The sequence below is a fragment of the Streptomyces tendae genome (assembly GCF_008632955.1).
Classification (GTDB): Bacteria; Actinomycetota; Actinomycetes; order Streptomycetales; family Streptomycetaceae; genus Streptomyces.
In genome coordinates this window covers 5544171-5558318 of record NZ_CP043959.1, presented here as the reverse complement: position 1 = coordinate 5558318, position 14148 = coordinate 5544171, and the positions used below count along the sequence as shown (strand labels likewise).

The 14148-nt window shown below is 71.9% G+C and carries 11 protein-coding genes; 3 read left to right on the top strand and 8 right to left on the bottom strand.

Annotated features, from left to right (window positions below; translation table 11 throughout):
* Positions 1 to 31: 31 nt before the first annotated feature.
* Entirely contained in the window at positions 32 to 796 is a 765-nt protein-coding gene (locus tag F3L20_RS25595) for a hypothetical protein (RefSeq protein ID WP_150156351.1), read from the top strand.
* Positions 797 to 1041: 245 nt separating this feature from the next.
* Positions 1042 to 2289 (top strand): lytic murein transglycosylase, encoded by a 1248-nt coding sequence (locus F3L20_RS25590; protein WP_150156350.1) that lies wholly within the window; start codon positions 1042 to 1044, stop codon positions 2287 to 2289.
* Positions 2290 to 2322: 33 nt separating this feature from the next.
* On the opposite strand, the gene F3L20_RS25585 is transcribed toward F3L20_RS25590, so the two are convergent.
* From F3L20_RS25585 to F3L20_RS25550, 8 genes are all read right to left on the bottom strand, one after another.
* Entirely contained in the window at positions 2323 to 4101 is a 1779-nt protein-coding gene (locus tag F3L20_RS25585; protein WP_150156349.1) for a pyridoxal phosphate-dependent aminotransferase, read from the bottom strand.
* A 205-nt stretch (positions 4102 to 4306) separates the two neighbouring features.
* The gene (locus F3L20_RS25580; protein ID WP_150156348.1) at positions 4307 to 5467 is read right to left on the bottom strand and encodes an aldose epimerase family protein; all 1161 of its coding nucleotides are present in this window, start codon (positions 5465 to 5467) and stop codon (positions 4307 to 4309) included.
* Between the two features lie 55 nt (positions 5468 to 5522).
* Positions 5523 to 6767, bottom strand: coding sequence for a multiple monosaccharide ABC transporter permease (gene mmsB / locus F3L20_RS25575; protein WP_145825553.1), 1245 nt, complete (start codon positions 6765 to 6767; stop codon positions 5523 to 5525).
* Entirely contained in the window at positions 6764 to 8314 is a 1551-nt protein-coding gene (mmsA, locus tag F3L20_RS25570) for a multiple monosaccharide ABC transporter ATP-binding protein (RefSeq protein WP_150156347.1), read from the bottom strand. The genes mmsB and mmsA overlap by 4 nt, the downstream gene beginning before the upstream one ends.
* 32 nt (positions 8315 to 8346) lie before the next feature.
* The gene (gene chvE, locus F3L20_RS25565; RefSeq protein WP_150156346.1) at positions 8347 to 9459 is read right to left on the bottom strand and encodes a multiple monosaccharide ABC transporter substrate-binding protein; all 1113 of its coding nucleotides are present in this window, start codon (positions 9457 to 9459) and stop codon (positions 8347 to 8349) included.
* 181 nt (positions 9460 to 9640) lie between these two features.
* Positions 9641 to 10609 (bottom strand): hypothetical protein, encoded by a 969-nt coding sequence (locus F3L20_RS25560; RefSeq protein WP_145825550.1) that lies wholly within the window; start codon positions 10607 to 10609, stop codon positions 9641 to 9643.
* Between the two features lie 172 nt (positions 10610 to 10781).
* Entirely contained in the window at positions 10782 to 11825 is a 1044-nt protein-coding gene (locus F3L20_RS25555) for a zinc-dependent alcohol dehydrogenase (RefSeq protein ID WP_150156345.1), read from the bottom strand.
* Positions 11822 to 12985 (bottom strand): mandelate racemase/muconate lactonizing enzyme family protein, encoded by a 1164-nt coding sequence (locus F3L20_RS25550; RefSeq protein WP_150156344.1) that lies wholly within the window; start codon positions 12983 to 12985, stop codon positions 11822 to 11824. The genes F3L20_RS25555 and F3L20_RS25550 overlap by 4 nt, the downstream gene beginning before the upstream one ends.
* Before the next feature lie 239 nt (positions 12986 to 13224).
* On the opposite strand from F3L20_RS25550, the gene F3L20_RS25545 reads away from it, so the two are divergent.
* Positions 13225 to 14133, top strand: a complete 909-nt coding sequence (locus F3L20_RS25545; RefSeq protein ID WP_150156343.1) for an SCO2400 family protein — start codon at positions 13225 to 13227, stop codon at positions 14131 to 14133.
* The last annotated feature ends 15 nt before the right edge of the window (positions 14134 to 14148 follow it).

Sequence of the window (14148 nt, the reverse complement as noted above, 5' to 3'; positions counted from 1 at the left end):
CCGCCGGCCGCAGCGAGGAGGACAACCCACCATGTCGACGACCCGTCATCACATCAACCGTCAGCGGCGCCGTCAGGCCCGCGACGCCCGCCCCGCCGCGACCGCGACGGCCGTCCCCCGCCCCGAGGCCGCGGAGGACCGCACCGGCACGCGCCGCGGGCTTGTCCGCACCGCCGTGAAGGCGCCGCCCTCCCCGCGCGCGCCCGGACCGGCCACGGACGAAAGGAGCGGGACGGTCCGGTCCCGGCCGCGCCGGTCTCTCGGCCTGGTGGCGCTCTGCGCGCTGACGCTGCTCCTCGGCGCCTTCGCGGGCTGGGCCCACGCGGAGGCGACGTCGCTGCGTGCCGAGCCCGCGCGGAGCAACACCGCACTGACCGACCTCGCCCGCACCAGCGAGATCAAGGGGCAGGTGGCCGAGGCCGTCGACCGGCTGTTCTCCTACGACCACGCCGACCCCGGCGCGTTCGACAAGGCCGCGAAGGACCTTCTGACGGGGAAGGCCGTCACCCAGCACCGGGACCTGCTCGCCGACGTCCGGAAGCGGGCCGACGCGCAGAAGGCCGTGATCACGACGACGGTCACCGAAACCGCGGTCGAGCGGATCGACGGCGACCGGGCCCGGGTCCTCGTCTACGCCGACCAGAGCAGCGTCGCCACCGCCGGCGCCAAGGCGGGCGCGGGGCAGGACGCCGGGCGTGACGAGGGCGTGTACGCGGCGGCCATGCTCGCCGTGGACGTCGTGCACCGCGACGGACGGTGGCTCGTCTCCGCCCTCGACACCTTCGGCCGTGGCTAGGACCGCCACCGGCGGCACCCTCCCGGTCCTCACCGTGCCCCGCCCCCACCCACGGCCCCGCACCGGGCGCCCCCGCGGCACCGCCGCCACCCGCACCCGCCAGACACCCGCGCCACCGGAACCACCCAGGGCCGGTCGGGCCCCGGGCCACCGAACGGTCCGCATCCACAGGGACCCCGTACCCGCCGGCGCCCCGCGCCCGCGGGGAGCACGCACCTCGGACGGATCCGACAGGAGTGACGCCCATGTCCGTACGCCGATCCCGACGCCGGTACTCCGGCCGGGCGCGCAGGGGACTGCGCACGACCGTGCTCGCCGTCGCCGCCATGACGGCCCTGACCGCCTCCCAGGCGCCCGGTCTCGTCCGGGACGCCGCGAAGGCCCGGGCCGAACCGGCGGGCGACGGCGGAGCGCCGCCGGCCGTGGGCGACCCGTACGCCGTACTCGCTCCGCCGGGTGACGGTTCGTACCACACCGAACTGCCGCCGCTGCGCACCGCGAAGGCCACCACCACCGCCTCGCCCGTGCTCGGGCGGGAGGTCCGCGCCCAGTCGGGCATCCCGGCCACCGTGCTGCGCGCCTACCGTGCCGCCGAGACCTCGGTCGCCAGGACGGACCCCGGCTGCCGGCTGCCCTGGGAACTGCTGGCCGCCATCGGCAAGGTCGAGTCCGGCCAGGCGCGCGGCGGCGCGGTCGACGAGAACGGCACGACCCTCGGCCGGATCACCGGGCCGGCCCTCGACGGACGCGGTTTCGCGCTGATCCGGGACACGGACGGGGGCGCCCACGACGGCGACACGGTCTACGACCGGGCCGTGGGCCCGATGCAGTTCCTGCCGTCCACCTGGGCCCGCTGGGGCACGGACGGCAACGGTGACGGCCGCGCCGACCCGAACAACATCTTCGACGCGGCGCTGGCGGCCGGCCACTACCTGTGCGCGGGCGACCGGGACCTGGGCCGCCCCGCGGACCTGGACCGGGCGGTCCTGAGCTACAACCACTCCCGTTCCTACCTGAGCCTGGTCAGGTACTGGCTGGCGTTCTACCGCCACGGGGTCCACGCAGTGCCCGACGGCAAGGGCGTCGTGCCCCGCAGCCCCGGCGCGGGCGGAGGCACCCCGGCGACGAAACCGGTCGACGGCGGAAGCGGCGGCGGGGGCGTCGTCATAGGGCCGCAGCCCAGCCCTCCGGGCGGTACGGGACCGTCCCCGCGCCCGTCCCCGTCCTCGCCCGCCTCTCCGGACCCTTCGGTGCCCACGTCGCCGACTCCGGGTCCCAGCACCTCGCCCTCGGACACTCCGACGGAGCCCCCGACGAGTCAGGAGCCCACGGATCCTCCCGGCGAGTCCCCCACCGGGACCCCCGGACCCTCGCCGGACCCGACCACCCCGGACCCCTGCTCCCCGGAGTCTGCCCCACCCGACCCCAGCCCCGCTCCCCAGGATCCCGACGCGCCCTGCCCGACCCCGACGGCAACCTCGTCCGGGCGGTGACGAACCGCGGGCGGAGGCCGGCGGGCCGGTGACTCAGCCCGCCTGCCCCATACCCGCCGCCTCCGGCCAGCTCTGGGCCCCCGGCCAGCCCGTGGCCGGGGCCATGGACAGCCCGTCGGTCCCGCGGACCTGTGCGGCCGTCAGACCGCCGCGGGCGGGCACCCCGGGCGGCGTGGGCCCGCTGGGCGGCAGCGGCGCCTGCATCGGAGCCGGCGCCTGCATCGGGACGGGCGCGGGCGTGGGCGTGGGGGAGGCGACCGCGGGCATCGGGGCGGACAGGGGCGCGGGCGTGGGGAAGGCGGCCGCGGCGGGTGCCAGGGGCGGGGCGGCGGGCGCGGGCTGCCCGGCCGGCTCCGGGAACGGCACCGGCGGCGGAAGCTGCTGCGGCACGGGCTGCGGCACGGATTGGGGCACGGGCTGCGGCGCCGGTTGCGGTACGGGCTGCGGCCGGGGCGCTTCCCTAACGACCGGCCGGGCCTCCGGCTGGGGCAGCCCGGCCGCGGCCGGCACCGGCATCCCGCCGCCCGCGCCCACCGCCGGGGCGGACGCGGCGGCGGGGAGCGGCATGCCGGCACCGGCGGCCTGGGCGAGGCCGCGCGTCCCGGCCCCGTTGGTCTCGCTCACCAGGCGGTCCACCGCCGCCGTGCCCGAGCTGTAGCCGGTCCCTGTGGCCTGCTCGGGCACGGCGGCTCCCCTCCTGGACGTCCCGTAGAGCACCTGTTCCAGGCCGGACACCAGGCGACGCACGTCCACCTGGGGACGCACCACGAGACGCAGGAAGCGGCTGGACGAGCCGATCTTGTTGCCGCACTCGCGCACCAGGATCCGGTGCTCGGTGAGCAGCCGGTCGCGGACCACGGTGCCCTCGGCACCGACCGGCAGGCGCACGAAGAGGAAGTTGCCCTGGGAGGGATAGACCGTCAGGCCGGGCAGCGAGGAGAGCTGGCCGGACATGTCCATCCGGTCGCGGCGGACCTGGTGCAGGCTCTGCGCGTACTCGGCGCCGTGCTCCTTCAGCATGAACACCACGTACTCGGCGAAGGAGTTGAGGTTCCACTTGGGCAGCATGGAGCGCACCCGCCCGGCCAGCGCCGGGTTGGCCACCAGGTAGCCGAAGCGGATGCCGTGCAGGCCGAAGTTCTTGCCGAGGCTGCGCAGCACGATGACATTGGGGCGGAGCATCGCCTCATGCACCACGCTCGGCTCGTTCTCCGCGTCGGCGAACTCCAGGAACGACTCGTCGATCACCACCAGGTCCAGGTCGGCCATGGCGTCCATGAACTGCACGACCGCGTGCTTGTGGAGGAAGCCGCCGTCGGGGTTGTTCGGGTTGCAGACGACCGCGACCCGGGTGCCGCGCGCGCGGATGAACTCGGCGTACTGCGCGAGGTCCAGGGCGAAGCCGCTGGACTCCTGGAGCGGGAACATGTCGACCCGCTTGCCGGTCTCCATGGGCTGGTCGGTCCAGCGGCCGAAGGTCGGCACCGGCACGGCGAGCGACTCGCGCACCAGCAGGTGGTCGATCCAGGTGATGAGTTCCGTCGAGCCGTTGCCCATCGCCACGCACTGCGGGGGAAGCCGGAGCAGGCTGCACAGCTCGGCGGTGATGGTGTCGGCGCTGCTCGGGTAGTACGTGATGATGTCGCGCAGCCGGGCCGCCAGCTCCTCGAACATGGCGGGGGTCGGGAAGTACGGGTTGCAGGGAATGCAGAAGTCCACCGGGCCGGCCCCGTCGCTCTCCCTCGTCAGCGCCGCCATCGACGGGCTGTGCGCCGCGGTGCTGCGGAACAACGAGGTGACGTTGTCGGCCAAGGGAACCTCCGTGTGCGGCGGCCCGCCGGGGACGTGACGGGCCCGTCATGCCTGGGTGGCCCGCGCGGGGGAGCACGGGCCACCCAGACATACGGAACGGACCGAGGGGCCGTTCAGCACGTGTGAGGAAAATGTGAGGACGCCCTGTGAACGCGCTCACACCTCCCGGAGAGGGGCCAGGACCTGCTCAGACCCCTCGGACCCCTCAGACCCCGAAGGAGTGCACCGTCGTCGTCCGGTACGTCCGGCCCGGCCGCAGCACGGTCGAGGGGAACGAGGGACGGTTGGGCGAGTCCGGGAAGTGCTGGGTCTCCAGGCACAGCCCGTCGCCCTGCCGGTACACCCGGCCGCCGCTGCCGACCAGGGTGCCGTCGAGGAAGTTGCCGGAGTAGAACTGCAGGCCCGGTTCGTTCGTCGCGATGCGCAGGGTGCGGCCGGAGGACGGGTCACGCAGGGTCGCCACGTGCTCCGGCCGGGTGGTGATGCCCTTGTCCAGCACCCAGTTGTGGTCGAAACCCTGCCCGTACAGCAGCTGCTGGTGGGCGGTGCGGATGTCCCGTCCGACCGGCTTGGCCCGCCGGAAGTCGAACGGGGTGCCCGCGACCTTCGCCAGCTCGCCGGTGGGGATCAGCCCCGCGTCGATCGGCGTGTAGCGGGCGGCGGCCACGGACAGCTCGTGGTCCAGGACGCTGCCGCTGCCCTCGCCGGCCAGGTTCCAGTACACGTGGCTGGTGAGGTTGACGACCGTGGGCCGGTCGGTGACCGCCTCGTAGTCGACACGCCAGTCGCCGTCCCGGGTGAGGGTGTACGTCACCTTGGTGCGCAGGGTGCCCGGGTAGCCCATCTCGCCGTCGACGGAGGTGTAGTACAGGTACAGGCCGACGTCGGAGCCCCGGGTGAACGGCTCGACGTCCCACACCCGCTTGTCGAAGCCCTGCGCCCCGCCGTGCAGGCTGTTCTCGCCGTCGTTGACGGAGAGCTGGTACCGCTTGCCGTCGAGCGTGAAGGTGCCCTTGCCGATGCGGTTGCCGTAGCGGCCGATCAGCGCGCCGAAGTACGGGCTGGAGGCGACGTAGTCCTCCAGGGCGGCGAAGCCGAGGGAGACGTTGGCGCGCCGGCCGCGCCGGTCGGGGATCTCCAGCGACTGGACGATGCCGCCGTAGGAGAGGACCTTCAGCCGGGTTCCGCCGTTCTCCAGCGTCCAGCGGTCCACCCGGGTGCCGTCGGCGAGCCTGCCGAACGGTTCCCGGACCGGCTTGGCCCGTCCCCCGGACGAGGCGTACGCCGTGCCGCCGCCCAGGGCGGTGGTGGCGGCCACGCCTGCCGCGGCGGCTCCCGCGATGACCGTGCGTCTGTTCAGTTCCATCAGTGCGGCTCCCTGAAGGGAAGGGGCCCCGCCGTGCGGCGGGGCCCGGGCTGACTTACGAACCGACCTTGCGCTTGTTCCACACGTCGAAGCCGACCGCGGCCAGCAGGGCGAGGCCCTTGATGACCTGCTGCCAGTCGGTGCCGACGCTGAGGAGGTTCATGCCGTTGTTCAGCACGCCGAGGACGAGACCGCCGATGATGGCGCCGAGGACGGTGCCGACACCGCCGCTCATGGAGGCCCCGCCGATGAACGCCGAGGCGATCGCCTCGAGCTCGAAGTTGAGGCCCGCCTTCGGCGAGGCCGCGTTCAGCCGGGCGGCGACCACCAGACCGGCCAGGGCCGCGAGCATGCCCATGTTCAGGAAGACGTAGAAGGTGACCTTCTTGTCCTTCACGCCGGACAGCTTGGCCGCCGGCAGGTTGCCGCCGATGGCGTAGATGTGACGGCCGAACACGGCGTTGCGCATCACGTAGCTGTAGCCGACCACCAGCACGCCCAGGATCAGCAGCACGACCGGGGTGCCCTTGTAGCTGGCGAGCAGCAGGGTGACGGTGAGGATCGCGGCGGTGACCGCGACCAGCTTCAGCAGGAACAGGTTCCTCGGCAGCACGTCCAGCGAGAACGACTGCTGCCGCCTGCGGTCCCGGACCTCCTGGAGGACCACGGCCGCGATCAGCACCAGGCCGAGCAGCAGCGTGAGGTTGTGGTAGTTGGTCTCCGGGCCGACCTCCGGCAGGAAACCCATGCCGATCTTCTGCTCGCCCTCGGGGAACGGGCCGAGGGTCTGGCCCTCCAGGTAGATCTCCGTCAGACCGCGGAAGATCAGCATGCCCGCGAGGGTGACGATGAACGACGGTATGCCGCCGTACGCGATGAGGAACCCCTGCACGGCCCCGGAGACCGCGCCGATGACCAGGCACAGCGCCACGGCCAAGGGCCATGGCATGTCGTTCTTGACCATGAGTACGGCGGCCAGGGCGCCGACGAACGCGGTCAGCGATCCCACCGACAGGTCGATGTGGCCGGCGATGATGACCAGCATCATGCCGATCGCCAGGATCAGGATGTGGCTGTTCTGCAGCACCAGGTTGGAGACGTTGCGGGGCAGCAGCAGGTCGCCGTCGGTCCACACCGCGAACAGCGTCACGATCAGGCCGAGGGCGATCAGCATGCCGTACTGCCGCATGTTGCGGCGCATGCCGTCCAGGACCAGTCCCCACAGTCCGCCGCCCGGGGCCCCGCCGCCCTTGCCGGACGGCGCCGGGGCCGGCGTCTTGGCGGTCACATCCGTGCTCATCGCGTTACCTCTTTGTCCTTCGTCATCTGGCGCATCAGCGATTCCTGCGAGGCCTCGGACCGTGAGAACTCCCCGGTCAGCCGTCCGGCGGCCATGGTGTAGATGCGGTCGCACATGCCGAGCAGTTCCGGCAGCTCGGAGGAGATGAAGACGACCGCCTTGCCCTCGGCGGCCAGCCGGTCGATGACCGTGTAGATCTCGTACTTGGCGCCCACGTCGATGCCGCGGGTGGGCTCGTCCAGGATCAGCACGTCGGGGCCCGTGAAGATCCACTTGCTGAGGACGACCTTCTGCTGGTTGCCGCCCGACAGCTTGTTCACCGGCTCGAACACGGTCGGCGCCTTGATGTTCATGGACGTGCGGAAGGACTCGGCGACCTTCCGCTCCTCGTGCTCGTCGACCACACCGGCCCTCGACACCTTGCCGAGCGCGCTCAGCGAGATGTTCCGGTTGATGGTGTCGATGAGGTTGAGCCCGAAGTGCTTGCGGTCCTCGGTGACATAGGCGATGCCGTGCCCGACCGCCTCGGGGACGTTCCGGGTGCGGATCTCCTCGCCGTCCTTGACCACCGTGCCGCCGGCGTACCGGCCGTAGCTGCGTCCGAAGACGCTCATCGCCAGTTCCGTGCGGCCCGCGCCCATCAGCCCGGCGATGCCGACGATCTCCCCGCGCCGCACGTGCAGCGACACGTCGTCGACCACCTTGCGGTGCTGGTCGATGGGGTGGTGCACGGTCCAGTTGCGGATCTCCAGGGCGGGCGCCGTGCCCTCCTCCGGCTGGTGCGGGGTGCGTTCCGGGAAGCGGTTCTCCAGGTCCCGGCCGACCATGCCGCTGATGATCCGGTCCTCGGTGGTCTCCGGGGCCTTCACGTCGAGCGTCTCGATGGTCCGCCCGTCGCGCAGGATGGTCACCGAGTCGGCGACCCGGCGGATCTCGTTGAGCTTGTGCGAGATGATGATCGAGGTGATGCCCTGCTTCTTCAGCTCCAGGATCAGGTCCAGGAGCTTGCCGCTGTCCTCGTCGTTCAGCGCCGCCGTCGGCTCGTCGAGGATCAGCAGCCGCACCTTCTTCGACAGCGCCTTGGCGATCTCCACGAGCTGCTGCTTGCCGACGCCGATGTCGGCGACCCGGGTTTCCGGGTGGTCGTCGAGCCCCACCCGGCGCAGCACCTCGGTGGCGTGCCGGAGCGTCTCGTTCCAGTCGATGAACCCGCGGGGGGCGTGTTCGTTGCCGAGGAAGATGTTCTCCGCGAGGGAGAGGAACGGCACCAGCGCCAGTTCCTGGTGGATGATGACGATGCCGCGCTGCTCGCTCGCCCGGATGTCCTTGAAGCGGCAGACCTCTCCGTCGAAAAGGATCTCCCCCTCGTAACTGCCGTGCGGATGCAGGCCCGAGAGCACCTTCATCAGGGTGGACTTGCCGGCGCCGTTCTCCCCGCAGACGGCGTGGACCTCGCCCTGCCGGACGGTCAGGTTGACGTCCGACAGCGCTTTGACGCCGGGAAAGGTCTTGACGATCGAGCGCATTTCCAGGACGGGTCCCGCCATGGTCGTGCCTTCCAATCCTTAGGGGGCGGCGGTTACTTGAGGTCGCTTTCCTTGTAGTAGCCGGAGTCGACGAGGGCCTTCTTGTAGTTGTCCTTGTTCACGGCGACCGGCTCCAGCAGGTAGGCCGGCACCACCTTCGAGCCGTTGTCGTACGTCTTGGTGTCGTTGACCTCGGGCTTCTTGTCGTTGAGCAGGGCGTCCACCATGTCGGACGCCACCTTCGCGAGCTGGCGGAGGTCCTTGTAGACGGTCATCGACTGGTCGCCGGCGATGATCGACTTCACCGAGGCGACCTCGGCGTCCTGGCCGGTGATGACCGGCAGCGGCTTGCTCGCGGTGCCGTAGCCGTCCGACTTCAGCGCCGACAGGATGCCGATGGAGATGCCGTCGTACGGCGAGAGCACCGCGTCGACCTTGGCGCTCTTGTACGACTTGGTGAGGATGTCGTCCATGCGCCGCTGGGCGGTGGCACCGTCCCAGCGCAGCGTGGTGACCTGGGTCAGCTCCGTCTGGCCGGACCGGACGACGAGCTGCTTCTTGTCGATGTACGGCTGCAGGACGTTCATCGCGCCCTGGAAGAAGTAGCGGGTGTTGTTGTCGTCGTTGGAGCCGGCGAACAGCTCGATGTTGAACGGCCCCTTCTTGCTGCCGTCCGCCAGGCCGAGCTGCTGGGCGATGTAGGTGCCCTGCAGCTCGCCGACCTTCTCGTTGTCGAAGGAGGCGTAGTAGTCGACGTTCTCGGTGCCGAGGATCAGGCGGTCGTAGGAGATGACCGGGATGTCGGCGTCGGCGGCCTGCTGGAGGACGTTGTTCAGCGACTTGTTGTCGATGGCCGCCACGATCAGGGCGTCCACGCCCTGCGTGATCATGTTCTCGATCTGGGAGACCTGCTGGTCCGGCTCGTCCTCGCCGAACACCAGCTTGGTCTTGTAGCCCTTGTCCTCCAGGTTCTTGACGACGTTGTTGCCGTCGGCGATCCACCGCTCGGAGGACTTGGTCGGCATCGCGATGCCGATGGTCGCTCCCTCGGAGCTCCCCTTCTTGTCCTCACTGCCGCCGTCGCTGTTCTGGCCGCAGGCGGTCAGGGCGAGGGCGAGGGAGACGGCGGTGGCCGTCGCGGCGAATGCGGCTCTGCGGTTGCGCATGATGATCATCCTTGATCGTCGGGCGAGTTGAGCGGATCGGGCGACTCGGTGGAGTCGGTGGTGCCGTGTGCGAGGCGGTGCCGGTGCGTGCGCCTGAGGGGCTTCGCCCCCTGGGCCGAGAACGGGTGTGTGGGATTGTGCGCGGCTGTGTCCACTTGTGTGAAGCCGCGTTTCCGGAACGTTATGACGGGATGTCGAACCTGCGCAGGTCGCCCGGCAGCCGCGAACCGAGCGGCGCCATGTCGCCGTCGGCGCCGTGCCGGGCCAGCAGGTCCAGCGCCAGCCGGCCGCGCCGCACCCGCTCCTTCGCCGTCGCCAGGGCGACCTCCCGCAGGTGGTGGCCGTACGGGTAGATGCCGGGCGCCTTGGCGAGCCCGAACTTCAGGTACACCGGGGCGCCACGCCGGATCAGCTCCGCCACCTCGTACATCCGCACATAACCGCCCAGGTCGTCCGGCGCCTCGATGTACATGTCCATCGGGGCCGCCGACACCCGCCGGATCTCGGTGAGATGGGCGAGCGTCAGGTCGCTGGGCACGTTGACCGAGTCGGCGCCGAGCTGCTCGTGCACCGCGAACGAGGTGGGGTTGACCGGCCCGACGAGCGCCGACACCTTCAGCGTGGTGTCCGCCGGGAGGATGCCCGCCGCCCGCGCCCGGTGCAGCGTCCACAGCACGCCCTCGTCGGCCACCAGCAGGCACTTCACGCCCAGTTCGGTCGCGCGCACCGCGTCCTCCACGCAGCCGGCCACCGCGTCGTGACCCCGGGCGCGCAGTCCGGCGCCGTGCGAGTCGGTGCGGATCGAGCCGCCGATGTCCCAGGTGCCGCGCGGGCCGGTGAACAGGCAGAGCTCGATGTCCCGTTCGGCGGTCGCCTCGACCATCTCGGTGATCTCGGCGTCGGTCAGCATCCACACGCCGCTGCCCTGGCTGATCCGGTGCACCGGCACGTCGAGGCGCGAGGACTCCTTGAGGACCACCGCCAGCGCCTCGGGTCCCTCGCAGGAGGGGACCTCGGTGCGCCAGCGGCCGCCGCCGGGGAAGGAGTGCGGCGAGGCGTCGGCGGGGTCGAGGGCGGGCGCGCCCAGGCCGAGCGCGGCGAGCGCCTGCTCACCGGGCCTGCGGGGCGCCGTGACGGAAACGTCGGTCACAGGGTGTCCTTCGTGTTCGATGTACCGGACGTGGTTCGCGACCCGGGATACGGGCCGGCCGGGCCCGGTGCGGTACGGGAGACGGGGGCGGGACAGGGAGCCGGCGCGGCTGGTGACGCGGGCGGAGCGCGCCGGTACGAGGGCCGTCGGCTCGTCCTCGTACCGGCGCGGATCAGGGACGGAGCAGGACCTTGCCCACCTTCGGGTCGCCGGACCCCACCAGCTCGATGGCGGCGGGGAACTCGGCGAGCGGCAGCTCGTGGGTGACCAGGGGCAGCGGGTCGAGCAGTCCGGCCGCGAACATCCGCACCGTGTGCGCCCAGGCGTCCGGCGGCGCGCCGAAGACGGTGTGCACCTCCAGCTGCCGCACCACCAGGTCCGTCGGGTCGAGCCCGTCGGCGCCCGGCGCCGGGATGCCGGTGAGCACCAGCCGCCCGCCGCGCCGCAGCAGACCCGCCGCGGTACGGGCCGCGTCGGCCGACCCGGCCGTCTCGATCACCACGTCGAAGCCGTCCGGGAGCGGCTGGTCCTTGGTGCGGAACGCGGTGGCTCCGAACTGCCGGGACAGCGCCTCCCGGTCGTCCCGGGTGCCGACCACCAGCAGCTCGGCGGGCGAGGCGGCGCGCAGGAACTGCACGGCGCACATGCCCAGCGTGCCGGTGCCCACCACCGCCACCCGCTCACCGGGCACGGCACGCGCCTTCAGCGCGGCGGCGGCGATGCAGGCGGCGGGCTCCAGCAGCGCCGCGGCGGACAGGTCGGCGTCGTCCGGCAGGACGTGCAGCAGCCGGGCGGGCAGGGTGAGCGTGGGAGCCATGGCGCCCGGCCGGGTGAAGCCGGTCTCCTCGTAGCCCGCGGTGCACAGGGTGGTCTCACCGGCGTGACAGCGGTCGCACACCTGGCAGTTGCGGAACCCCTCGCCGACCACCTTGCGGCCGGTCACCTTGCGGCCGGTCAGCTCCCCGGGCACGCCCGCGCCCACTCGCCACACCGTCCCGGACCACTCGTGGCCGGGGGTCAGCGGGTACCGCACGTACCCCTCGGGCCGGTTGCCCTGGTAGACCTCGCGGTCGCTGCCGCAGATCCCGGCCGCGTGCACCCGGACCAGCGCCTCGCCGGGACCGGGCTCGCGCGGCTCGTGCGGGACCAGGCGGTGCGTGCCGGGCGCCTCGACGACGACGGCGGCACCCCCGGCGGGGGCGTCCGGGGCGCTCACTTCGTCCCCTTGGGTTTGCGCTGCTCCCAGCCCTCGGCCCACAGGTCGAACCGGGCCTGCTGCTGCGGGAACTCGGCCGCCGCGTCGACGTCCAGTTCCACCCCGAGGCCGGGCGCGTCGGAGAGGTGGAAGCAGCCGTCCTCCGGGTCGACCACGGGCGCGCCCTTGACCACCTTCTTGATCTCCGCGTCGGCGAAGTCGTTGAAGTGCTCCAGGATCTTGAAGTTCGGGGAGGTGAAGCCGACCTGGAGGGACGCGGCGGTGAGCACCGGGCCGCCGACGTTGTGCGGGGCGACCAGCATGTAGTGCGTCTCGGCGGTCGCCGCGAGCTTGCGGGTCTCCCAGATGCCGCCGATGTGGCCGACGTCCGGCTGCAGGATGTCGACCGCCTGGCTCTCGAACAGCTCACGGAACTCGATGCGGTCGTGGATGCGTTCACCGGTGGCGACCGGCATGTCGACCTTCGCGGCGACCTTCTCCAGCGCCTTGAGGTTCTCCGGCGGAACCGGCTCCTCCAGCCACGCGGGCTTGAACGGCGCCAGTTCGTGCGCGAGCCGGACGGCGGTGGCGGGGGAGAAACGGCCGTGCATCTCCAGCATCAGCTCGGCCTCGGGGCCGATCGCGTCCCGCACGGCCTCGATCAGGGAGACGGCGTACAGGGTCTCCTTGTGATCGAGTTCGAAATGGCCCGTGCCGAACGGGTCGATCTTCAGCGCCCGGTAGCCGCGCTCCATCACCGTCCGCGCCGCCTTGTGGTACGCCTCCGGGGTGCGCTCGGTGGTGTACCAGCCGTTGGCGTACGCCTTGACCTTGTCGGTGACCTTGCCGCCGAGCAGCTGCCAGACGGGGACGCCGAGCGCCTTGCCCTTGATGTCCCAGCAGGCCATCTCGACGACCGCGATCCCGGACATCACGATCTCGCCCGCGCGGCCGTAGTCGCCGTACTTCATGCGGCGGACCAGGTCCTCGACGGCGAACGGGTCCGAGCCGAGGACGTGATTGACCTCGGCCTCCCTCAAGTAGCCCAGGAGCGCGTCGGTGTGGCCGAGCATCCTGGTCTCGCCGACTCCGGTGATTCCCTCGTCGGTGTGCACCTGGACGTACGTCAGGTTGCGCCACGGCGTCCCGACCACGTGTGTGCTGATTCCGGTGATGCGCACGGCAGTTGCCCCTCGCTGCGGTGGTGGACTGTCATCGGCGTGTGCGGTTTCTACACGTTCGATATTTCGTCACACGTTCGAAATGCTGGCGAGACACTAAGGACGGTGTGGTGGGGGTGTCAATGGGTCGCGCACATAACGGTTTCGGCAGTTTCGAAACCATTGCGTAAGGGTCCGCACCAAACCTTCACAGGAAGGCCTAGGAACCGAACCGGACCGGAACCTAACCTTCCCGCGTCATGGACTTTTGTCAGCCGTGCCGACGGCACCTCAACGGCGCTTTGGCCTGCCCCGGTTGCGGCACGCCCGTCGAGACGCTGCGCGCCCAGCAGGGGCAGGGCGCGCCGGCGGGGCCCGCGGGCGACACCCCCGGCGCGCCCGCGTCCGCACGGGGCGGCGGATACGGCGCCGGTGGCGCGCACCCCCGCGAGGGCGGCGCCCACGGCGCCCACGCCGACAACGATGCCTACGCCGACAACGATGCCCACTCGGGCGACGACGCCCACGGCGAGGACCGCCCGGACGACGCGCGCGACGGCCGTGAGGACGTGGGGGCCGATGCGGCGCCGTCGGGGCGGCGCGCCGCCCGGCGCCGGGGGCGGGAGCCGGAGGACGAGGACCGGCACGCCGGTCAGAGCCGCCGGGACCGCAAGGCGGCGGCCCACCGCAGACGGCGCAACCGCACCCTGATGGTCGTCGCGGGCTTCGTCCTCGCGGCCGGCGGACTGAGCCTGGCGGAACTGGGGCTGGACGCGCCCGGCTCGGGGGACCGCCAGGCGGTCGCCGGTGAGGAGTCGGTCGACGGGGGCGCGGAGGAGGTCGAGGCGAGCGCGTCGGAGAGCGGCGGTGCCGCGGAGGCGGGGACACCGGGGACGTCCCCCAGCCCCGGGGCGTCGGGGTCGGCCTCGGCGTCGGCGTCCTCGCCCGAGGACGAGGAGTCGGAAGGGGCGGACGAGGAGTCGGCGGAGGCGACCGAGTCGTCGGCGTCCGCGGACGCGCCCACGACCGACCCGGCCGCACCCCCCACCGGGGAGGACCCGCCGGAGACGGAGGCCCCCGACCCCGGCCCCGACCCGACCACCGAGGAGCCGGAGCCGGAACCCGAACCGTCGAAGACCTGCAAGAAGTTCCTCTGGTGGTGCACCTGATCCGGGCGCGGCCCG